Below are 20,972 nucleotides of genomic sequence, written 5' to 3' on the forward strand. Positions count from 1 at the left end.
TTCCGGCCGGGCGGCGTGCGCCAGCTGCGCGCGCGCCTTCAATCGTCCGGCTGCCCCATCGGTACCTGGGCCCACTTTTCATTCACACCCAGCAGCTCGATCAGCGCGCCCAGGTCGCGGTCGAGCCGCGCCAGGGTCCGCGCGTCGAGCTGGCTCAACGCGTCCGGCAGGACGCCGGTGAACGGACCGGGCGCCTTCTTCAAGAGCCGGGCGCCAGCCGCGGACACCTGCAGGTGCAGCATGCGCCGGTCCGCATGGGCGCGATCGGCCACGACGAGATCGGCCGCGATCAGTTGCTTGAGCAGGTTGCTGGCCGTCGACTGGTGGATGTCCATGGAGCGCGCCAGTTCGCTCACGCCGATGCCCGGGCGATCCCGGATCACCTTGAGCGCCCACAGCTGGGCGCCGGCGATGCCGGCCTTCTTCTCCACCGCGCGGAAATGGGCCTTGACTTCGTTGAAGACCACCCTGAACCGCCGCAGCACCCGCGCCGCGGCGGGCGACAGTTCGTCTGCGCGAGCTTGTGCCGGGTCGGCTCGTTGCCGTGAATGCATGGCTGATCATAGACCTGCGCTGATGGGGTTGGGTGGCCTGCGCGCAGCCCGGGCAGGCCACCCGCGGCGCGGGGCGGGGCTTCTTGCCTTCCTGATGCATGGCCTCAAATGCAACTGTGACGCTCGTGACATTTCGTCAGTCCGCCGAACCCGCAGACACACCGCCAACTCCCACAGGCAGCATCGATGGATGCGAAAGGGCCAGCGGACCCACCGCTGCCCTGCCGTTTGCAACCGATCCGGAGACCAACGATGAACAAACCTGCACGCTTCCCATTCGCACGCATCCTGCTACTGCCCGTGGCGGCGGGATGCTTCCTCGGCGCACAGGCCGCACAGCCTGGCAGCACCACGTCCGGCAACGCGTCGGGCGCAGCGTCCGGCGGAACGGTGATCCGGACCACGCCGGTCCCTACCCAGTCGATGGACAAGCTCACCCAGGCCGCGCAGAAGCTGCGTGAATCGATCCAGGCCCTGGCCCAGAAGCCGCCGGGCAAGGACCGCGACACGGCCATGGACAAGGCCCAGACCGCGCTGCTGGAGACCCAGCAGGCGATGCTGGCGCTGCCGCCCGAGATGCGCAGCATGGGCACCGCGGCGACGGTCAGCTACGACGACTCGGTCAAGAAGATGATGAAGGCCGCCGACGCCCTGCGCGAATCCGTGCAGGCCATGGCGCAACGACCCGCCGGCAGCGAACGCGAGAAGGCGATCCGAGCCGCCAACGAGGCGCTGCTCGAAACCCAGTCGGCCATGGTGTCGGCTTATTCCGCGACCACGCCGTCCGCCGCGTCTTCCGGTTCAGCCGCCACCATGGGTGCGGGCACCTCGAAGCCGGCCAAGTGATGGCGCGACCCAGGGGCTGCACCGCGACGTGTTGCCCCACCGACCCTCTGCACGCGGGCCCCTGCCGGTTCCTGGTTGTCTGAGGAAGCTCCTTTTCGCCGCGCCACCCGACGCGGTTTTTTTTGCCCCCCGATCATGATCCGACGACGTGAATTCGGTGTGGCGGCCTTCGCAGCGGGCGCTGCGCTGTGGACCGCCCGCGCCAACGCCACCCACGGCTGGGAGGCCTATGACACGGCCCGGCCGCTTTACCTCGAAGGGCCGGTGGCCGTGCTGCACTGGTTCGGGCCGCATCCGCACCTGGAACTGCTGCACCGGCCCGGCTACGCCATTCCACCGGACCTGCCCGGCCGGCCGATCCCCCGGCAGCAGGAGGCCATCGACCTGGGACGCGTGCTGCGGTCCGCCGCCGTCCCCGTGGCGCCCGAAGGCCGCTGGCGCATCGAGCTGGCCGAGTTGCACCGCCTGGTGCGCTGGGGCGTGGAGCGGCCCATGATCGGCACCCGGCTCGGCGTCATCGGCTATGCCGGGCCTCCGGTGACCGGCACGCCCACCCTGCGCGCCGAACTCCTGTTCGTGGGTGACAAGGCGTACCCGATGCGCTCGGACCCGGCCTGAGGTCCACGGGCCTGGCGCGGTCCCTGCGCAAGTGGCGGCGCGGTCGCTTCAGCCGCCGCCCTCTGGCGCCGCGGCGATCCCGAGCTGGGTCGAGACCTCGCCGTCCTTTCCCGCATTCACGCTCGACAACTGGCCCGTCGTGATCCGGTCCGCCGCGATGCCGCTCTTGCGCAGGTAGCCGGCGATCTCGCGCGAGCGTTCGGTCCCGAGGACCTGCACGCTCGCCTGCGGCAAGGGCTGCGAGGCCGCGATGCGGTCGAACATGGCTTCGTACAGCCCCTGTGCCTCGTCCGGGAAGCGCTGTTCCAGTTCCTGGACCGCCTCGTCCCCGGCCACGCTTCGCAGCATGCGCCGCAAGGCGCGGCGGGTCGTCGGGTCGTCGAAGGCAATGGGCCCCGGGTCCTGGCGCGCGTCCACGGGCTCCCCGAGGGCCTGGGCCAGTTCGCGCCGGGCCTGCTCGCGCTGGAGCATGCGGGCATCCTGCTGCGGATCGTAGGCGCCCTCCACCACCAGCCGCACCCGGGGGCGTTCACGCATGGCACGGGCCAGGGCGTCGAGCTTCTCGATCTCCTGCGGGCGCAGCGCCGAACTGCCCGCCGAGAACGCGACGGAACCCAGTGTGTCCTTGTTGTCGGTGCCGAGCAGTCCGGCCAATGCCCGGAACGGCGCGCTGACGATGCGCCTGAGCACGTTGCCCACCGCCTGGCGCACCGCGCTGGCCACGCTGAATTTCGCCGAGCCCATTTCGCCGGTCACCGGGACCGACAGGCGGATGTCGCCGTCGGCATCGGCCAGCAGCGCGATCACCGTATCGAGCGGGATGTCCCAGGCATTGGGGGCCTCGACCCGCTCGCCCAGCCTGAAGTCCTGCAGGCGGATCTCGTTGCTTCCCAGCAGCTCGCCATCCTGGACCCGGTAGCGCAGGTCCAGCCACAGCCTGCCGGACTGCACCTTGCGCCCGGCGAAGGTGGCCGTGTAGGGCGACAAGGGCGGCACCAGGATGTTGTCGAACTCCACGCGCAGGTCGGTGGACCGGCTGGGCGCGACCGGCACCACCGTTCCCTCGACGCGCGCGGAGCCATACGGTTGCACCGACCCGGCGGCCTTCACCACCGCGCGGCGCGACGGGTCGCTGGAGACGTCGAGGATGGTTCCGTCCAGGCCCTGGATGGTCGTGGAGAAAGGCAGCACCAGGCTCAGGTCCGCGAAGTCCACCTCGCCCTGCTGCAGCCGAATGCGCTTGAGCACGAAACCGAAGCGCGTTGGGCCCTGGCTGGACGACTCACCCGAGCCGCCGGGCGTTGCCGGGTCGTCGTCGCGCTTGAGGACCTGCACCAGGTTCAGGTCACGGTCCTCGGAGACCACGATCTTCGCCCCGGGCTGCAGCACGTCGATTTCTTCCACCATGAGCTCGCGCCCCGCCAGGTCGAAGACCGCGCCGCGCACGTCGAGCTGTTTCCAGGACAGGAAGCGGTCGCCCGAGACTCGCTCGTCCAGCCGGACATCGGACAGGCCGACGCGGCCTTCGACCCTCAGGTCACCGCCTTCGCGGTCGTAGAGCACGCTGCCGTCGGCCGAGGCGGTGCCCGAGCGCAGGTCCAGGGCGGCGAAGCGTTCCAGCAAGGGCTGCAAAGGCGGCAGCGCCACTCCGCTGGCCTCCAGCCGCGCGCTGGCGCGGGCCGCGTCGGGCGCCATGCTGCCCTTGGCCGATAGTCGGCCGCCACTCGCCAGCTTCAGCGCCAGCTCGAAGGTCGCGGGACTGTCGCTGCTCAAGCCGGTGAGGTGGCCCTGCAACTGGCCGCTCACGGCCAGCGCGGGTTGCAGGGTCCGGTCGATCCCCTGCACGGCCAGCGACGGCAGTTGCACCCGGTCGAACGAATAGCGCCAGGGCGCATCGGCCTCGGCCTTCGGTTCGCCGCCGGGCTCCAGCAAGGCCGGCAGCACGAGTTCGCCGCTTTCGCCCCGCACCACGGTGACGGACCCGTTCACCTCCACGGTCTTCGCCGCGACCCGCCGCTGCGCCAGGTCGAAGCTCCCGCCGGACACGGCGCCCGAGCTCACCCGCAAGGCCGAGCCCCGGTCGGCCTGGCCGATCGCGACCTGGCTGACTTGGGCCTCGACGCCGCTGGCCACCACCTGCGCCTGCTCGCCGCCCAGCTCCAGGACCAGGCCCAGGTGGCCCTGGATGGCGCCGATCTCCAGCCGTTCGTGGGCACGGGGCCCGGCGGCATAGCTGCCCCCGAGCTGCGCGAACTCCAGCCGGTCCAGCCGGATTCGCCAGGGGGCGCCGCCCTCGCCCTCGGCCTCGCCTGCGGCTTGCTCGCGAGCGGTCTCCTGGGCGACGACCGCGACCCGCCCCGACTCCAGCCGCAAGGACCCGGCGCTGATCTCGCGCTCGAGCAGGTCGAAGCGCCCCTGTTCGAGCACCGCGGCTCCGAGCTCGACGGTGGGCAGCTCCAGCTGCGCCATGTGCAGCGTGCCGCCCTTCCAGCGGGCCCGCACGCCGCTGGCCACCAGCCGGATCGGGCCACCGCCGGCGGTGAGCGACAGGCGCAGCTCCGCCGACAGCCCCGCCGTCTGAACCGACAAGGGCCGCGCCTGGTTCCGGTCCAGGTAGCTGACGTCCATCGCCCGCCAACCGACCTCGGCCACGTCGATCTGCCAGGCCGCGCCAGGCGACGGCTGCGGCGACGGCTCGGCGCCGTCGGCAGGCACGATGCGGGCCCAGTTCAGGATGCCGTCCGCGGCCACCTCGAAACGCACGCGGCCGTCGGCGAGCACCAGCTGCTCGAGCCGGGCCCGACGCCCCGCCGTGTCCACCGAAACACCTTGCGCCGTGATGCGGCGGGACACCAACAGGGGCTCGCCGGCCCCGGGCGGGCCGACGAGCACGTCGGTGGCGGCCAGGCGCAGCCCTTCGAGCTGCAGCGACTGCCCGGGGCCATAGCTGTAGCGCCCCGACAGGTCCACCATCGCCCGCAGCGGTGACATGCGCAGCATGGAACTCACCAGCGGCCAGACGGTCTGTGCCTGCAGGTCCTGCAACTCGAACGAGCCGCTCACCGCCACCGCGGGCGCGAGGGCGATCGTGCCGCGCAAGCCGAGCGAGCCGCCCTCGGCGAGCGCGGCGCTCACCTGGTAGCTCCCGGGCGTGTCCTGCTGGAAGGTCGCCACCTGCTCGACGCTCGCATCGATGGGGGACACCACCCACTCGGCGGCCTGGCCGCCGCGGCGGTCGGTCAAGGTGAGCCGCGCCTGCGAGAGCTCGAGGCGATCGATCACCACCCGAGGCGGCTCGCCCGACGAATCGTCCTGTTGCCAGTTGCGGGCCAGTTCGGCCAGGTTGAACGTGCCGTCGGCCTGCAGCACCGCATGCAGCCGCAGGCCTTCCGCCCGGACTTCGTCGAGTGTCCAGATGCCGCGCACCAGGCTCCAGGGCGATACGTCCACGAACAGCCGCTCCATGGCCAGCAAGGGCTCGGCGGCGTCGCCTTCCACCACGACCTGGTTCGCCTCGACGGTGAACAGGAAGGGATTCGCCGTGAACTCACCCACCCGCACGTCGCGGCCCAGCTTCTGCTCGATGGCCGGTGGCACGTACCGCTGGGCCAGCCAGGGGACGAAAAGGAAGCCCAGCAGGGCGTGGACCGCCAGCAGCACGGCCACGACCGCGAGGGTCCAGCGAAGGATGCGCGCGACGGTGGTGTAACGGTCGCGCGGCGTCGGGGTTCCAGCAGGGGACTCGGGCATGCACTCTCTCTGCCGTTCAACGAGGCAAGATGCCGGCCGATCGGGCAGCCGGCGGTTGTCGGATGCCTGATGGATGCCGAGCAGCAGCCGGAGTTCGGGCGTGGCGCAGTTCTTACCGCTGGCAACCGTCGCGGATGAGGCTCTCCTGTCAACCCGTAGGGTGCTCCGTGCTCGATGCGGCAGGCCCACGGGCCAGCACCGGCTGCAGCACGTCGGTCAGCAGCTCGCTGACTCCGTCCCAGATGATCTGGACGCCCAGGCACAGCAGGATGAAGGCCGACAGCCGCAGGAACACGATGGTGCCGGCCTCGCCCAGCGGCCGCAGCAGGAAGCGCGCGTAGCGGAACGCGAAGTACAGCAGCACGGCGATGGACACGAGGGCCAGGATGCCGCCGCCGATGCGCGACACCGTCATCGACACGCTCTCCGCGCTCAGCGAGACGCCCACGGTGATGGCCGCGGCGATGGAGCCGGGACCGCAGGTGATCGGGAAGGTCAGCGGATAGAACGCCTGCCGACTCGCCTGCTCGGGGGTGAACGCCTCGGCGATGGCGGCCTGCTGGTCCATGCCTTCGCCCGGGGCGCTGAGCAGCCGCCAGGCCGCGGCGGCCACGATCAGGCCGCCCCCGACGCGAACGATGGGCAGCGAGATGCCGAAGAACTCCAGCACGTACGAGCCCACCAGCATCGAGCCCGTCAGCAGCAGGAACATGTTGCGCGCGATGCGCCGGGCCAGCAGGGCCTGCGTGCTGTCCGACGCGCCCTCCGTCAGCCCGAGGAAGATGGGCGCGGTCGCGGCCGGGTTCAGGATCGGCAGGATGGCCGCGAGCGCGAACAGGTAGCCGCGCCCCAGTCCCCCGACAAGCTCCCAGCTCACGGCGCGCGGGGACCGTCGCGGCCGGGGCCGCCCTCGGTCTCGGACAGCTGGCGCAACCGCCGCCGGATGGCTCGCTCGCGCCGCTCGTGCTCGTCCCAGTCGGCCTCCACGCCGCGCCACAGCGCGACGACCAGCAGCACGATCACCAGCGCGAACGGCAGCGCGAACACGATGGTGGCGGTCTGCACGGCCTGGATGCCGCCGGCCAGCAGCAATGAGATGGCGATGCCCGCCACCAGCAACCCCCACACGATCTTCACGCGGGCCGGCGGGTTCTCGTTCCCGCGCGTGCTCATCATGCCGAGCACCAGGGTCGCCGAATCACCCGAGGTCACGAAGAAGACCAGCACCAGGAGAGTCGCCACGCCGGACATCAGCGCACCGCCCGGCAGCACCTCGAACATGGCGAACAGCGCGGTGGAGACGTCCGCCTTCACCGCCTCGGCCAGGGGAATGTCGCGCGCGATCTCCAGCGTGAGCGCCGTGCCGCCGAAGACCGAGAACCAGACGAAGGCCGCGAACGTGGGCACCGCCACCGTGCCGAGGATGAACTCGCGGATGGTGCGGCCGCGCGAGACCCGCGCGATGAACAGGCCCACGAACGGGGACCAGGACACCCACCAGGCCCAGTAGAAGACCGTCCAGCCACCGACCCAGGTCTCGTCCACGCGGAACGGCGTCATGCGCAGGCTCATGCGGACGAACTCGCTCAGGTAGCTGCCCAGCGTGGTGGTGAAGGTGTCGATGATCGCCACCGTGGGGCCCAGCAGCAGGATGGCCGCGGCCAGCAGCCCCGCGAGAACCAGGTTGAAGCTGGACAGCCACTTGATGCCGCGCGTCACGCCGGTGACCGCCGACCCCAGGAACAGCACGGTGGCCACGATGATGATGCCCACCTGCGAGGCCGGCCCGACCGGCAGCCCGAACACCGCCTGCAGGCCGCTGTTGATCTGCAGGGCGCCCATGCCCAGCGAGGCGGCAACGCCGAAGGCGGTGGCGATGACGGCCAGCACGTTCACCACCGGACCCAGCCGGTTCACCGCGCGCCAGGGCAGCGATTCCACCGCCGTGCTCACCAGCGCCGAGCCGCCGCGCCGGAACTGGAAGAACGCGATCGACAGCGCCACCACGCTGTAGACCGCCCAGGGATGCAGGCCCCAGTGGAAGAAGCTGTAGCGCATCGCGGCGTTGGCCGCCTCGGGCGTGTTGGGAGCGATGCCCGGCGGCGGCCGGCCGTAGTGGGAGATCGGTTCGGCCACGCCCCAGAACACCAGCCCGATGCCCATGCCCGCGGCGAAGAGCATGGCGAACCAGGCGCCGGCCGAGAACTCGGGATCCTCGTCCTCGGCCCCCAGCTTGAGCTCGCCGTAGCGGCTGAAGGCCAGCAGCAGCGCCACCACCACCAGCCCGAGCACCACCCACAGGTAAAGCCATCCGAAGTTGCGCGTGATGGCGGCCAGCGCCGCATTGAACACGACCTCCAGGTGGGCGGGCGCGAACACGCCCCACGCCACGATGGCGACGATCAATCCTGCCGAGACGATCAGCTCCAAGCCCGATGTCCTATCTGAAAAGCGACGGCACGGCACCGCCGCGATTCAGTCTAGCCTCATGCGGCGCACGCATGTGGCTCGGCGGTGGCCGAAGTCGCCGCCGAGCATGGGCCAGGGGCGCGACGACTGGCTGCGCGACGTGATGAACGAAGCGATGGCGTCGGCCGATCGCGACATGGCCCCCCCTGCGGCGGCCGGCTGGTCAGCGCTCCAGCTTGACCGTCTTCAGCAAGTCCGCCTTCGACTTCGCATCCGCGTTCAGGCGCGCCGCGAAGGCCGAGCGGCCCAGGAATTCGGCGTCCTGGTAGAGGCGCTGCGCCATTTCCTTGAAGGCGGGGTCGGCCACTGCCGCGCGGCAGCTTTCCTCGATCCTGGCGATGACCGGCTCGGGCGTGTCGGCGCGCACGAACAGGCCGCCGTAGCCGGAGGGCGTCACGGGATAGCCGGCCTCGCGCGCGGTGGGCGCCTGCGGGAAGGCCGGCAGGCGCTTCTCCGAGAACACCACGATCGGCTTGAGGGCCTGCGAGATCGCGAAGCCGGTGGTGACGACGCCCAGATCGACTTCGCTGGCGCGCAGCTGGCCGATCATCGCGGCCTCGCCGCGGAAGGGCACGTCGGTGGCCTGCACGCCGGCGCGCTGGAACAGCTCGGCCCCCGCCAGGTGCGGCGAGGACGACACGCCGGGATGGGCGTAGGTCAGGCTGGCGGGCTTGGCCTTGGCCTGGGCGAGCACCTTGTCCAGCGTGTCGGGGCTGTTCGGCGCGCCGGCCAGCACGAAGATGTTCTCGAAGGTCTGGCACACCGGCGTGAACTGCTCCGGCTTGTACTGCAGGCCCTTCATCCAGTGCGGGTGCACGGTGAGCGCCGTCACCGGGCCATACAGGACGTTGTAGCCGTCTGCCGGCGAGTTCAGCAGCGCATTCCACGCCACGGTGGTGCTGCCGCCTTCGCGGTTCATCACCACCACGTTCTGCCCCACGTGCTTGCTGAAGGCCTGGCCGAAGGCGCGTGCCAGCGCGTCCACCGGCGCACCTGCCGGGAACGGGATCAGCAGCTGGATCGGCCGGGTGGGATAGCTCTGTGCGTGGGCCACCGTGGACGCCAGGGCGGCGGCCACCAGAAGAAGCTTGAAGCGACGCGGGATGCGGGTTTTCATGTCTCGTTGTCTCCTTGAGTGGTTGAGGTCTTCCCCGAGCCGCCGCGCAGCGGCCGGGTCGTTCCAGCGGCTACCGCGGAACCGGCTTGGCCGGGCCGCTGGTTGCGCCCCCCTGGGGGGGAGGCGGCGAAGCCGCTTCGGGGGGGAATTCGAGGATCGCCACGGCGCGGGTCCACCCCGCCGAGGCGGCCTTGATCTTCACGGGGAAGCAGCTCACGGTGAACCCGTGCGACGGCAGCGCCTCCAGGTTGTGCAGCTTCTCCAGGTGGCAGTAGCCGATGTCCCGGCCCGCCTTGTGGCCTTCCCAGATCAGCGAGGCGTCCTGTGTCTGCTCGACTTTCCGCTGGGTGTAGACGAAGGGGGCGTCCCAGCTCCAGGCGTCGGTGCCCGTGACGTGCACCCCGCGCTCCAGCAGGTACAGCGTGGCGGCGCGGCCCATGCCGCAGCCGGCGTCCACGTAGTCGTCGTGGCCGTAGCGCGATCCCGCGCGCGTGTTGACCAGCACGATGTCGCCTTCGGCGAGCTGGTGGCCGATGCGGGCCAGCTCCGCCTCCACCTCTTGCGCGGTGACCACGTGGCCGTCGGGCAAGTGGCGGAAGTCCAGCTTCACGCCCGGCGCGAAGCACCATTCGAGCGGCACCTCGTCGATGGTCCAGGCCCGCTCGGCGCGGCCGCTGGCATGGTTCATCGTGGGATGGAAGTGGTACGGCGCGTCCAGGTGCGTGCCGTTGTGCGTGGTGAGGCTCACGCGCTCCAGCGCCCAGCCGGCCGCGTCGGGCAGGTCTTCCGGCTTGAGCTGCGGAAAGAAGGTCTGGATGCGCGGGATGGTTTCCTGGTGGCCCAGGTACTCGATCTTCGGGCGGGCGATGTCGGGGTCGCTGCGCACCTCGTTCTCGAGGGGCATGGAGATGTCGATGAATCGTCGGGGCATGGGGGCGTGTCCTTGTTATCGGGATGCGGCGGCCGCGCGGGCGCGGGCCAGGGCTTGCTGCGGGTCGATGCCCAGCAGCCGCGCGGCATTCAGCCCGAGGATGGCCTGGGTGTCGGCCTCGCCCAGGCCGGCCCGGTGCACGAAGTCGACCAGCTGGGTCTCCTCCATGTCATAGGGGTAGTCGGTGCCGGCGATCAGCTGGCTGGCCCCATGCTTGGCGGCCAGGTAGCGCAGCTGGTCGGGATCGAACACCACGGTGTCGAAGTAGGTGCGCCGCAGGTAATGGCTGGGCGGGTGCTGGCAGTGGCGGCAATCCGCGCGCGCATGCCAGGCGTGGTCGAAGCGGCCCGAGTAGGCCGGGAGCATGCTGCCGCCATGGGCGATCAGCAGCTTCAGGCCCGGGAACTTGTCCAGCGTGCCGCTGAAGATGAGGTGCGCCAGTGCCACCGTGCTGTCCAGCGGATTGCCGATCAGGTTGTTCAGGTGATAGGGAGCCAGTCGCTGGCCATCGCTGAAGCCGGCGGGGTGCACGAACACCACCGCGCCCAGTTCTTCGGCCGCGGCGAAGAAGGGATGGAACTTGGGGTCGGCCAGCTCCTCGCCATCGACGTTGGACGAGATCTCCACGCCGCGCATACCCAGCTCGCGCATGCAGCGGCGCAGCTCCTCCGCCGCCAGCTGCGGGTGCTGCAGCGGCACCATTCCCAGGGCCATGAAGCGGCCGGGGTGGGACTGGGCCACCTCGGCCAGCCGGTTGTTCACCGTGCGCGCCAGCTCACGGGCGAGCTCCTCGCCGGCCCAGTAGCAGTAGTTGGGGGCCGGCGAGATGACCTGGATGTCGACCCCGGCGGCGTCCATTTCCGTCAGGCGCTGGCGCACGTCGGTGAGGCGCTCGCGGATGCGGCCGAGCATCTCGATACTGACCTGCCGCGACTCGGGCGAGGCGTAGCGCTGCATCGGCTCGGGCACGGCCGGCTGGTGCGGGCGCGCGGCCGCGTCGGCCTCGGGCACCAGCATGTGGCAGTGCATGTCGATCACCACCGACTTGGGCTCGCGCGGCGCCGGCACCGCACGCGGGTTGGAGGCCGTGATGCCGCAGGTGTAGAGCTGTTCCATGGGTTCCTCGAGGGTCTATTCGGCCAGCGCCGGCAGCACGGTCCCCGTGCATCGGCCGAACCCGATGCGGGGCAGCCCTGGACGCTCGCAGTACGCGGTGAGCGTCAGCTCGTCGCCGTCCTGCAGGAACGCGCGGGTCTCTCCACCCGGCAGGGCCAGCGGCTCGGCGCCGCCTCGGGTCAATTCGAGCAGGCAGCCTTCGGTGCCGCGGTCGGGGCCCGAGATGGTTCCGCTGCCGATCAGGTCACCCGGGCGCAGGTTGCATCCGTTGACCGTGTGGTGCGCCACCATCTGCGAGAAGGCCCAGTCGCCGTCCCGCGAGAACAGGGCACGCGACAGCACCACCGGCGCCAGGCCCTGCTCGCGCATGCGCGCGGTCGACAACTGCACCTCGGTGCGGATCTCGAAGGTGCTGGGCCCGCCCTCGGCGGTGCCCAGCAGGTAGTCGTGCAGCGGCGGCTGGCCGGCGCGGCGCGGGGCACGGGCCACGCGATACGGTTCGAGCGCGTCCAGGCTCACCACCCAGGGCGAGATGCTGGTGGCGAAGTTCTTGCCCAGGAAGGGGCCGAGCGGCTGCGTCTCCCAGGCCTGGACATCGCGTGCGGACCAGTCGTTGACCAGGCACAGGCCGGCGATGTGGTCCTCCGCACGGTCCGCCGCGATCGACCGGCCCAGGGGGTTGCCGGGGCCGATGAAGGCGCCCAGTTCCATCTCGAAGTCCAGGCGCCGGGTGGGGCCGAACACGGTCTCCACGCTGCCCGCGCCGCGCCGGGCCTGCCCCTTGGGCCGCACCACGGGCGTGCCGCTGACCACGATCGAAGACGCCCGGCCGTGGTAGGCGATGGGCAGGCTGTGGAAGTTGGGGAACACCGGCGAGTCGGGCCGGAACAGCGCCCCCGCGTTGTAGGCGTGGTTGTACGAGGTGAAGAAGTCGGTGTAGTCGCCGATGGCGGCGGGCAGCGCGAATTCGACGGCGTCCATCGGCCGCAGCATCGAGCGTGCCTGCCGCTCGCCAGAAGCGCCCTCGCGCAGCAGCGCCGCGACGCCGGCGCGGACCGCCCGCCAGGCCGGACGGCCGAGCGCGAAGAGCGGATTCAGGCTGGCCGCCTGCATGGCCTCGGCCGTGGCGTCGTCCAGCGCGCCGAGCAGGCCGGCGGCCCCGGCCGCGCGCAGGTCCAGCACCGCCGCACCGATGCCGGCGCCGATGCGCGGGTCGCCAGCCCCTGCCCGCTCGCCGAAGACGCACAGCGGCAGGTTGGCCAGCGGGAAGTCGGCGCCGGCGAGGTTGGCTTCCTGCACCCAGCTGCGTTCGTGGCTTGCAGTCACGTGTCGGTCCTCGCCTTCAGTTGGAGGTGGGCTTGAGCACGGCCTGCGGCCGGTGGCGGCGCACCGCGTCGTGGTGCGTGGAGTCCTCGCCCATGTAGATGCCGCGCTCCCATTGGCGCTTGAGCGGGTCTTCCACCCGCAGGCTCATGCGGCCGATGCCGTGGATGCAGATCTCCACGGTCTCGCCGTCCTGCACGAAGCCCAGGCCCTCGTGGTTGGTGCCGCAGGCCAGGATGTCGCCCGAGTTCAGCGTCATGACCATGGAGGCGAACTCGACGATCTCGGGCACGGGGTGCTCCATGTCGTCGGTGTTGTAGTTGTGGCGCAGCTGGCCGTCGTTCCAGAACTGCACGTGCAGGTTGTTGGGGTCGGGGATCTCGTCGGCCGTGACGATGCATGGGCCCAGCGGCGCGAAGGTGTCGAAGGACTTGCCGATCCAGCTCATGATGCCGCCCGGCGCCCAGGTGCGCCGGCCCTCGCCGCGCCCGGTCACGTCGATGAAGCAGCTGTAGCCGAAGACGGCGTCGCGCCAGTTCTCGCGCGAAACCATCTTGGCCGGACCCTTGATCACCACCGCCAGTTCGGCTTCGTGCATGAAGGCCCAGGGCTGGGTGCACTCGGGCAGCCGGATGGTGTCGCCGGGGCCGATGACCGCATCGGGGTTCTTGAGGAACATGTTCAGCGGCTTGGGCTCGCGCTGCGCATGCTCCCAGTAGTTGCCGATGGCATTGAGGATCTTGCGCGGGCGCGGCAGCGGCGGCGCGAGCCGCACCGATTCGAGCGGCGTCGCCGGCCCGCGCGCGGCGGCGGCCTCCAGCTCGCCGCGTACCCCGTCGAAATGGTCGATCAGCCAGACCATCGCGTCGTGGCCCTGGCCGGGCACGCGGGCGCTGAGGTCCACCACGCCGCGGTCGGTGAGCAGGCCCGGCAGCAGCGCGTCGGAAGCCGTCTTGAAGAGGACGAGTTTCATCTGGTGCAGCCCGCCCCGTTCAATGCCCGGCCGAGGGTGGGTAGGAGGTGCTCCAGATGGCGGCGGTGTCCGGCCCGGGTGCGGTTTCGCGCGGCTTCCAGTCGTCGTCCACCACGTCCATGTCGGCGTCGTACTCGATGTTGCCGCCGAAGGGGCTCTTGAAGTACCAGAACACGTTGGCGCCGTAGATGTGCCGGCCCGGCCCCCAGGAACTCGCCCAGCCCTTGGCGTGCAGGCGCTTGCCTGCCAGCATGACCTCGTTCATGTCGCGCACGTGGAAGGCGATGTGGTTCAAACCCTTGCCCGGCGGCCGCTGGATGAAGAACAGCTGGTGGTGGTCGGGGTTGCCCTCGGCGCGCATGAACACGCCCATGCCGGTGAAGCGGTCGGTGATGCGGAACCCCAGGCGCTCGACGTAGAAGCGCTCGATGCGCGCCAGGTCCGGCGTGTACATGACCAGGTGGCTGAAGGTGTTGGGGCGGATGGGTGCGTCGAAGTCCAGCGTCTGGTTCACCTTGCGCTGCGGCGGCAGGCCGGGCACGTTCACGGCCGGCAGCTCGTTGGTGAGCGGCACGCGCTGGGTGAGGCGGAAGGCGATGGCCAGGCCGTCGTCGTCCACGGACGAGACCAGGCCGCCGGACACCCGCACCTCGCGGTCCTTGCCCAGCTCGGCGGCGATGCGCTCCAGCGCGGCGGCGTCGCCCACGCCCCAGACGGCCTGACGGATGTTGGGCCCCTCGACCGGGCCGGGCGGCAGCGACGGGTCGCCGACGCGGCGGATGCGCAGGCCGGTGCGGTCGCGCGCCACGAACACCAGTTCGTGCTCGCTCTCCGACGCGAGGGCGAGCCCGAAGTCCTCGAGGAACCGGCGGGCGACGCCCAGGTCCTCGGTGGTCAGGGTGACTTCATCCAGTCCGACGATGCTCATGGTGTTTGCTTGGGGTGATGGCTTGAATCTCGGCAACGCGCAAGCCTAGGGCGAGGCCGCCGGCCGAGGAAATCGTTTGCGTGGATCGATTCCATCGGCACCACCGATGGCCGGCCATGCGATGCATCGGTGCGCCGGATCGATCCCATCGGGAGGAACGATTTCCCGCGGCGGCAGGCGCTGCCTAGCATGCCGGGCAGCACGCAACCCGCATTCACCAGCAGCCCCATGGCAAAGAACATCCTGATCGTCGGCGGTGGTATCGCCGGCCTGTCGCTTGCGATCGCGCTCGCGCGCCGCGGCTGGTCGCCCGAGATCGTCGAGGCGAACCCCGCCTGGGGCGTGTACGGCGTGGGCATCATCCTGCAGTCGAATGCGCTGCGCGCCATCGATGGGCTGGGCCTGGCCGAACGCTGCCTGGACGCGGGCTTTCCCTATTCCATCACCCGCTACTGCGACCGCCAGGGCACGCTGCTGCACGAGCAGAAGAAGCCCAACCTGTCGGGCGAACGCTTCGCCGCCTCCACCGGCATGCTGCGGCCCGCGCTGCACGAAATCCTTCGCAGCGAGGCGCTCAGCCTGGGCGTGCGCGTGAAGGTGGGCGTGCGGGTGGAGTCGCTGGAACAGGACGGCCGGGTTCACGTCACGCTCAGCGACGGCACCCGGGGCAGCCACGACCTGCTGGTGGGCGCCGACGGCGTGCGCTCGCAGATCCGCGGCCTGGTCTTCGGCGCCGGGCACCAGCCGGCCTACATGGGACAGTCGTGCTGGCGCTTCACCGTTCCCAGGCCCCCGGAGGTGAGCTGCGCGGTGATGGTCCGGGGCCCGAACACGCAGGCCGGCCTGATCCCGCTGAACCGCGAGCGCATGTACCTGCTGCTGCTCACGGCCGAGCCGGGCAACCCCTGGATGGACAAGGCGCGGCTGCGCGAGCTGCTCGCCGCCCGCCTGGACGGCTATGGCGGGCTCATCGGCGAGCTGGCCCGGGCGATCCCGCCCTCGGAGGAAATCGTCTACAGCCCGCTCGAGCCGCTGTTGATGCCCGGCCCGTGGCATCGCGGCCGGGTGGTGCTGGTGGGTGACGCGGCGCACGCCACCACGCCCCACATCGCGCAGGGCGCCTCCATGGCCTTCGAGGATGCGGTGGTGCTGTCGGAGCTGATCGACGGCTCGGACGACCTGGACACGGCGCTGCCGGCATTTACCCGCAGGCGCTACGAGCGCTGCCGCATGATCGTGGAGAACTCGCTGCAGATCGGGCGTTGGCAGTTGCAGGCCTGGAGCGGACAGCCGGATCCCGGGGAAGACATCGCGGGCCTGAGCGGGCGCACGCTCGAAGCCCTCCGGGCCGCGCTCTGAAGCTCAGTCGCCTGCCGCGCCCGAGGGCGAGGGCGGCGGCCCGTAGGCCTCGCGCGCGGTGTCCTGCACCAGCTGCCGCAGCCACTGGATACCCGGATCGCTGTCGCGAAACGAGGGCCACTGCAGCAGCGCCACCAGCGGCGGCACCTGGGCCGGGTGGGCCAGGATGCGGATCGGGCTCACCTGAGCGCTCATCTCGGCCAGGCGCCGCTGCATGGACGCGATGAGCTCGGTGCCGACGATCATGCGCGGCAACGAATCGAAGGTGGGCGCGCGCAGCGCCACCTGGCGGCGGTGGCCCAGCCGGCTCAGCCAGCGCTCCTCCAGCGTGTACGAGTGGTAGAGCGACATCGAGCGCACCGCGTGGCCGCAGGCCAGGAAGTCGTCCATCGTCAGGGCCTCGCCGATGCGATCGTTGCCCTGCCAGGCCACGCAGACGTATTCATCCTCGAAGAGCGGCGCCACCGGGTGCCCGGGCAGCGCCAGGCCGCTGACCGTGAGGGCGGCATCGACCTCGCCGGCCTGCATGCGCTGCTCGTGGTCGCCCGCCCGCAGCTGGATGTCGAGCGTGACGTGGGGTGCCGTGGCCGCGACGCGGGCGGTCACCAGCGGCAGGAACACGGCCAGCAGGTACTCGGACGCCACCACGGTGAACTCCCGGTCCGACGTCGCCGGATCGAAGCCCGGGCGCGTGGCGATGACTTCGCCGATGCTGGCCAGCAGCTGCGCCACGCGGGGAGCCAGCCGGGCGCCGAAGGGCGTCAGCACCATCGAGCGGCCGACGCGCACCACCAGCTCGTCCTGGAAGTGTTCGCGCAGGCGCATGAGCGAGCCGCTCATCGCCGGCTGGCTCAGGAAGATGCGGTTCGCCGCGCGGGTGACGCTCTGCTCGGTCAGCAGGGCGTCCAGCGCGACCAGCAGGTTGAGATCGAGTTTTTGAAGGTTCATCGGGGCGGCGCATTTTGCCCTGCCCGCCCCGACCAGCACCCCTTCGCGGGATCACGAAGGACGCGTGTGCCGCCCAGCGGCGGCGGCGGGCGCTCGGGCGCTGATCCTGCGGTGCTCCGGTGCGGCGGCCAGCACGACCGCCTGCGGACCTTCCAACCGAACCATGGCGCGCAGGCCCGTCGACCGCACCGCCCTCAACGGGCGGACTTCTGCGCTGCCAATTTCACGAGGCTGGCCGCCTGCTCGCGGTCGGCCTTGAGGAAGGAGGCGAACTCCTGCGCGGTGCCGCCCGCAGGAACCAGGTAGCGCGATTGCAGGAACTCGGCGAACCGGGGCTCGCGCAGCAGCCGGTTGAACTCCGTGTTGAGGCGGTTGATCGCGGCTGCAGGCGTGCCGGCCGGTGCGGCCAGGCCCCACCACACATGTGAGCTGAAGCCGCCCAGGCCGGCCTCCTTCATGGTGGGCACGTGAGGAAGCAGCGGCGATCGTTGCTCGGCCGATACCGCCAGCGCCCTGACCTTGTTGCCCTGCATGAGACCGACGAAGTTGCCCACGCCCATCATCCCGGCCTGCAGCTCCCCGGACGCGATGGCGCTGCTGATCGGGCCGCCGCCCTTGTAGGGGATGCCGGCGATCGAGGTCTTCCACTCGCTGTTCAGCCAGGCGACGAACAACTCCTGCAGCGAGCCCTCGCCCAGCGTGCCGAAGTTCACCTGGGTCGGGTTGCGCGCGGCGTAGGCGCGTAGTTCGGCGAGGTTGGCCACCGGCAGGTTCGCGGGCACGAACAAGACCTCCGTCACGTAGAACAGCTTGCCGATGGGAGCGAGATCCCGGTCCGGGTCGTAGGGCAGCCTGGCCACCGTGTGCGGATTGATGGACATGGAAGCCAGGTACACCGCGCAGACGGTGTAGCCGTCGGCCGGCGCCTTGGCGCACGCATCGGTGCCGACGATGCCGCTGGCGCCCGGGCGGTTGTCGATGACGATGGGCTGGCCCAGCCGAGGCTGCAGCTCCTGCGCGGCGGAGCGCAGCACGGCATCGGTGACGCTGCCAGGCGCCAGCGGGACGATCAGGCGGATCGGCTTGGTGGGGTAGTCCGACTGGCCCGCGGCGAATCCGGCGGTGGCGAGTGCCGCGGCAGCGGCGCAGAGCTTGAGGAACGGCTTCAGGGCCATGGGTCGTCTCCTGGGTCGTGGATCGTTGCGGAAATCAGAGCAGTGACGAGGCGCTGCCCGCCCGTGGGCCGAGCAGTCGGATGACTCGTCCGAACATGGCATCGTCCTCGGCCATGTAGCGGGCGAACTCGTCACCGAACCGCCAGTCCAGCGTGAAGGCGGACGCGACGGCCTCCCGTGCGAACGCCGGGTCGGCCGCCACGCTGCGCAGGGCGTCCAGGTAGCGCCGCGTGATCTGGGCCGGCAGCCCCCGGGGTGCCACGATGCCGCGCCAGTGCGCCACGGACCAGTCGATGCCGATGGCCTCGCGAACCGTGGGCACTTCGCCGAAGGCGTGGTGGCGCGCGGCGTCCATGTTGGCCAGCGGCCTGGCCCGCCCCTCGCGCAGGGGGCCCCGGGCGTCGGTGAGGGTGATGGGCGCGACCTGCGCCTCGCCCGCGAGCACCTTGGCCAGGCCTTGTTCCCCGCTGAAGGTTTCGATCCAGTCCAGCCTGGAGACGTCCACCCCGGCCGAGTCCAGCAGGCCGACGAGGGCAAACTTCCACACGCTGAAGTGGGGGCCGCCCGAGCCCACCATGCGCTGCTCGCGGCAGGCGTCGACGAACTCGGCGAGGGTGCGCCACGGCGCGTCCTCGCGCACGATCACGGCGGCGGATTCCACGAAGGGCACCGCCAGCGGCGTGTAGTCCTGCGGCGTGAGGCAGGTGAGCCCGTGATGCCAATGCATCATGCCGATCTCGCCGCTGATCTGGCCGATGGTGCGGCCATCGGGCTCGGCCTCGGCGATCGCCGCATGGCCGACGATGGCGCCGGTCCGGTTCACCACCTCGACGGGCTCGTCCAGGTAGCGCGCCATGTACCGTGCGACCAGCCGCGCACGCTGGTCGCTGCCGCCGCCCTGCACGTAGGGGACGATCATCTGGATGGGGCGGCTCATGTCATGTCTCCGGTGTGCCCCGCTCGTGCCTTGCAATCGCCAAGCGGACTTGAAAGGCTGCATCGTAGGAACCGGCCCGCAGGTCCGAAAGCGGATTCGACGAATAAACAAAATCCACCAGATGGATATGAAGCCCTGCTTCGTGCCCAACGCAGGGATGTCCTCTTCGCGGAGGACAGACAAGGCGCACCCCGTTTCCTAGCATTCCCCTCGAACTGCCCGAGGAGACCAGGTGACCGCCGTCACACACCAACCCCGCCTGGCCCACTGGCCGGCCCGACCCGGACCTGAGCTGCTGCAGCTCACGGTGGGCGACCTGCTCGACCAGGAAGCCGCCAGGGACCCCGACCGCCTCTTCTTCGTCTGCCGCGACCCCGACCTGGGCATCGACGTGCGCTGGACGCTACGTGAGCTCAAGAGCCACGTCGACCGGCTGGCCCGCGGGCTGATGCAGCTGGGCATCGAGCGCGGCGACAAGGTGGGCGTGCTGTCGCCCAACCGGCCCGAGTGGCTGCTGGCCAATTTCGCCCTGCCCAAGATCGGCGCGGTGCTGGTGACGGTCAACACCCACTCGCGCCAGCAGGAGCTGGGGCACATCCTGGCCCAGGCCGAGCTGCGCGCACTCATCCTGCAAGGCTCGCACCGTGGCAACCCGACCCTCGGGCACCTGCGTGCGCTGCTCGCCACCGGTTCGTACCCCGGCTTCCGCCACGCCATCCTGCTCGACGGCGAAGAGCCCGGCACCCTGCCCTTCGACCAGGTGCTGGCCGCCGCAGACGCTGTCGAGCCGGCCGCGCTGGCCGAGCGGCAGTCGCGAGCGTCCCCCTCCGACGCCTGGCAGATCCAGTTCACCAGCGGCACGACCGGCTCGCCCAAGGGCGCGATGCTCACGCACTTCGGCACGGTGAACAACGCGCGGATCTTCGGCAGCGCCGCCGGCATGCGCCCGGGCGACCGCCTGGTGTCGGCCATGCCGATGTTCCACACGGCCGGCAACATCACCGAGGTGCTGGGCCTGCTGGTGCACGGCGGCACCCTGGTCAAGGCCACGGCCTTCGAGCCCGGCTGGATGCTGCGCCTGATCCACGAGGAGCGCCCCACCATCCTGGCCGCCGTGCCCACCATGGTCATCGCCATGCTGAACCACCCGAGCTTCATGGCCGGCGAGGTGGACACCGCCAGCCTGCGGCTGTGGATCGCCGGCGGCACGGCCATGCCGCTGCGGGTGCTGGAGCGCGTGCGGCAGGAGTTCGGTGCCGAGCCGCAGATCGGCTTCGGCATGACCGAGCTGAGCCCCATGGTGAGTTGCACCGCGATGGGCGACAGCCTGGAGCGCAAGTCGCAGACGGTGGGCCGGCCGCTGCCGCACGTGGAAGTGAAGATCGCGGACAGCGAGGGCGCCACCTGCCGCCCCGGCGAACCGGGCGAGCTGCTGGTGCGCAGCTTCGGCGCAATGGCCGGCTACTACCGCCAGCCGGAAGCCACCGCCCGCACCCTCGACGCCGAGGGCTGGCTGCACAGCGGCGACCTGGCCTCCATGGACGAGGACGGCACGCTGCGCATCGTCGGCCGCATCAAGGACATGATCAAGCGCGGTGGCGAGAACGTGTACCCGGCCGAGGTGGAGGACTTCCTCGCCCGCCACCCCAAGATCGCGCAGGCGCAGGTGGTGGGCGTGCCCGACGGCTACATGGGCGAGGAATCGGCCGCCTTCGTGCAGCTTCGCCCCGGCGAGTCCATGACGCCCGACGAGCTGGCCGCCCATTGCCGCGAACACATGGCGCGGCACAAGCTGCCCAAGTACATCCGCTTCGTGACCCGCTATCCCCTGACCGCCAGCGGCAAGGTCATGAAGTACGCCCTGCGCGAGAACCTGCTGAACGAGCTGAACGCCGGCGACAGCCGCTGACCCCGAAACCCTGGAGACA

General features: G+C 70.7%; 17 protein-coding genes. 4 read left to right on the forward strand and 13 right to left on the reverse strand.

The annotated features are described in order from the left end of the window. Positions 1-38: 38 nt before the first annotated feature. Positions 39-554, reverse strand: coding sequence for a MarR family winged helix-turn-helix transcriptional regulator (locus JI739_RS02025; protein WP_201682167.1), 516 nt, complete (start codon positions 552-554; stop codon positions 39-41). Between the two features lie 252 nt (positions 555-806). Here JI739_RS02025 and JI739_RS02030 point away from each other — a divergent pair, with 252 nt between their 5' ends. Then, positions 807-1,400 (forward strand): hypothetical protein, encoded by a 594-nt coding sequence (locus JI739_RS02030; protein WP_201682168.1) that lies wholly within the window; start codon positions 807-809, stop codon positions 1,398-1,400. 135 nt (positions 1,401-1,535) lie between these two features. Next, the gene (locus JI739_RS02035) at positions 1,536-2,018 is read left to right on the forward strand and encodes a hypothetical protein (protein WP_201682169.1); all 483 of its coding nucleotides are present in this window, start codon (positions 1,536-1,538) and stop codon (positions 2,016-2,018) included. A 48-nt stretch (positions 2,019-2,066) separates the two neighbouring features. On the opposite strand, the gene JI739_RS02040 is transcribed toward JI739_RS02035, so the two are convergent. From JI739_RS02040 to JI739_RS02080, 9 genes are all read right to left on the reverse strand, one after another. Then, a complete protein-coding gene (locus tag JI739_RS02040) occupies positions 2,067-5,768 on the reverse strand; it encodes a DUF748 domain-containing protein (protein ID WP_201682170.1) in 3,702 nt (1,233 codons plus the stop codon). A gap of 148 nt (positions 5,769-5,916) precedes the next feature. Continuing rightward, on the reverse strand, positions 5,917-6,645 hold the full coding sequence (locus JI739_RS02045) for a MarC family protein (RefSeq protein WP_201682171.1): 729 nt from the start codon (positions 6,643-6,645) through the stop codon (positions 5,917-5,919). Then, on the reverse strand, positions 6,642-8,198 hold the full coding sequence (locus JI739_RS02050) for a BCCT family transporter (RefSeq protein WP_201682172.1): 1,557 nt from the start codon (positions 8,196-8,198) through the stop codon (positions 6,642-6,644). Before JI739_RS02050 ends, JI739_RS02045 begins: the two co-directional genes overlap by 4 nt. A 202-nt stretch (positions 8,199-8,400) precedes the next feature. After that, complete coding sequence (locus JI739_RS02055; RefSeq protein ID WP_201682173.1) at positions 8,401-9,354, reverse strand: tripartite tricarboxylate transporter substrate binding protein; 954 nt, start codon at positions 9,352-9,354, stop codon at positions 8,401-8,403. A gap of 70 nt (positions 9,355-9,424) precedes the next feature. Further along, the gene (locus tag JI739_RS02060) at positions 9,425-10,285 is read right to left on the reverse strand and encodes a cyclase family protein (protein WP_201682174.1); all 861 of its coding nucleotides are present in this window, start codon (positions 10,283-10,285) and stop codon (positions 9,425-9,427) included. Between the two features lie 15 nt (positions 10,286-10,300). After that, on the reverse strand, positions 10,301-11,401 hold the full coding sequence (locus JI739_RS02065) for an amidohydrolase family protein (RefSeq protein ID WP_201682175.1): 1,101 nt from the start codon (positions 11,399-11,401) through the stop codon (positions 10,301-10,303). A gap of 15 nt (positions 11,402-11,416) precedes the next feature. Then, positions 11,417-12,727, reverse strand: coding sequence for a fumarylacetoacetase (gene fahA / locus JI739_RS02070; protein ID WP_201682176.1), 1,311 nt, complete (start codon positions 12,725-12,727; stop codon positions 11,417-11,419). A 16-nt stretch (positions 12,728-12,743) separates the two neighbouring features. Further along, on the reverse strand, positions 12,744-13,697 hold the full coding sequence (locus JI739_RS02075) for a fumarylacetoacetate hydrolase family protein (RefSeq protein WP_201682177.1): 954 nt from the start codon (positions 13,695-13,697) through the stop codon (positions 12,744-12,746). A gap of 19 nt (positions 13,698-13,716) precedes the next feature. Then, the gene (locus tag JI739_RS02080; RefSeq protein WP_201682178.1) at positions 13,717-14,625 is read right to left on the reverse strand and encodes a VOC family protein; all 909 of its coding nucleotides are present in this window, start codon (positions 14,623-14,625) and stop codon (positions 13,717-13,719) included. Between the two features lie 228 nt (positions 14,626-14,853). On the opposite strand from JI739_RS02080, the gene JI739_RS02085 reads away from it, so the two are divergent. Beyond that, positions 14,854-15,984, forward strand: a complete 1,131-nt coding sequence (locus JI739_RS02085; RefSeq protein ID WP_201682179.1) for an FAD-dependent oxidoreductase — start codon at positions 14,854-14,856, stop codon at positions 15,982-15,984. A 3-nt stretch (positions 15,985-15,987) separates the two neighbouring features. On the opposite strand, the gene JI739_RS02090 is transcribed toward JI739_RS02085, so the two are convergent. From JI739_RS02090 to JI739_RS02100, 3 genes are all read right to left on the reverse strand, one after another. Continuing rightward, positions 15,988-16,932, reverse strand: coding sequence for a LysR family transcriptional regulator (locus JI739_RS02090; protein ID WP_201682180.1), 945 nt, complete (start codon positions 16,930-16,932; stop codon positions 15,988-15,990). Positions 16,933-17,126: 194 nt separating this feature from the next. Further along, positions 17,127-18,107, reverse strand: coding sequence for a Bug family tripartite tricarboxylate transporter substrate binding protein (locus JI739_RS02095; protein ID WP_201682181.1), 981 nt, complete (start codon positions 18,105-18,107; stop codon positions 17,127-17,129). Between the two features lie 34 nt (positions 18,108-18,141). Then, positions 18,142-19,044, reverse strand: a complete 903-nt coding sequence (locus tag JI739_RS02100; protein WP_201682182.1) for a tripartite tricarboxylate transporter substrate binding protein — start codon at positions 19,042-19,044, stop codon at positions 18,142-18,144. A 232-nt stretch (positions 19,045-19,276) separates the two neighbouring features. Here JI739_RS02100 and JI739_RS02105 point away from each other — a divergent pair, with 232 nt between their 5' ends. Beyond that, on the forward strand, positions 19,277-20,953 hold the full coding sequence (locus JI739_RS02105) for an AMP-binding protein (protein ID WP_201682183.1): 1,677 nt from the start codon (positions 19,277-19,279) through the stop codon (positions 20,951-20,953). The last annotated feature ends 19 nt before the right edge of the window (positions 20,954-20,972 follow it).

Source organism: Ramlibacter aurantiacus (assembly GCF_016722895.1).
GTDB lineage: Bacteria > Pseudomonadota > Gammaproteobacteria > Burkholderiales > Burkholderiaceae_C > Ramlibacter > Ramlibacter aurantiacus.

Bases quoted from the DNA above. Each gene is read 5' to 3' on its own strand.
- JI739_RS02060 (WP_201682174.1), bottom strand. From the start codon at position 10,285: ATGCCCCGACGATTCATCGACATCTCCATGCCCCTCGAGAACGAGGTG.
- JI739_RS02065 (WP_201682175.1), bottom strand. From the start codon at position 11,401: ATGGAACAGCTCTACACCTGCGGCATCACGGCCTCCAACCCGCGTGCG.
- JI739_RS02025 (WP_201682167.1), bottom strand. From the start codon at position 554: ATGCATTCACGGCAACGAGCCGACCCGGCACAAGCTCGCGCAGACGAA.
- JI739_RS02085 (WP_201682179.1), top strand. From the start codon at position 14,854: ATGGCAAAGAACATCCTGATCGTCGGCGGTGGTATCGCCGGCCTGTCG.
- JI739_RS02075 (WP_201682177.1), bottom strand. From the start codon at position 13,697: ATGAAACTCGTCCTCTTCAAGACGGCTTCCGACGCGCTGCTGCCGGGC.
- JI739_RS02040 (WP_201682170.1), bottom strand. From the start codon at position 5,768: ATGCCCGAGTCCCCTGCTGGAACCCCGACGCCGCGCGACCGTTACACC.
- JI739_RS02030 (WP_201682168.1), top strand. From the start codon at position 807: ATGAACAAACCTGCACGCTTCCCATTCGCACGCATCCTGCTACTGCCC.
- JI739_RS02090 (WP_201682180.1), bottom strand. From the start codon at position 16,932: ATGAACCTTCAAAAACTCGATCTCAACCTGCTGGTCGCGCTGGACGCC.
- JI739_RS02055 (WP_201682173.1), bottom strand. From the start codon at position 9,354: ATGAAAACCCGCATCCCGCGTCGCTTCAAGCTTCTTCTGGTGGCCGCC.
- JI739_RS02100 (WP_201682182.1), bottom strand. From the start codon at position 19,044: ATGAGCCGCCCCATCCAGATGATCGTCCCCTACGTGCAGGGCGGCGGC.
- JI739_RS02035 (WP_201682169.1), top strand. From the start codon at position 1,536: ATGATCCGACGACGTGAATTCGGTGTGGCGGCCTTCGCAGCGGGCGCT.
- JI739_RS02080 (WP_201682178.1), bottom strand. From the start codon at position 14,625: ATGAGCATCGTCGGACTGGATGAAGTCACCCTGACCACCGAGGACCTG.
- JI739_RS02095 (WP_201682181.1), bottom strand. From the start codon at position 18,107: ATGGCCCTGAAGCCGTTCCTCAAGCTCTGCGCCGCTGCCGCGGCACTC.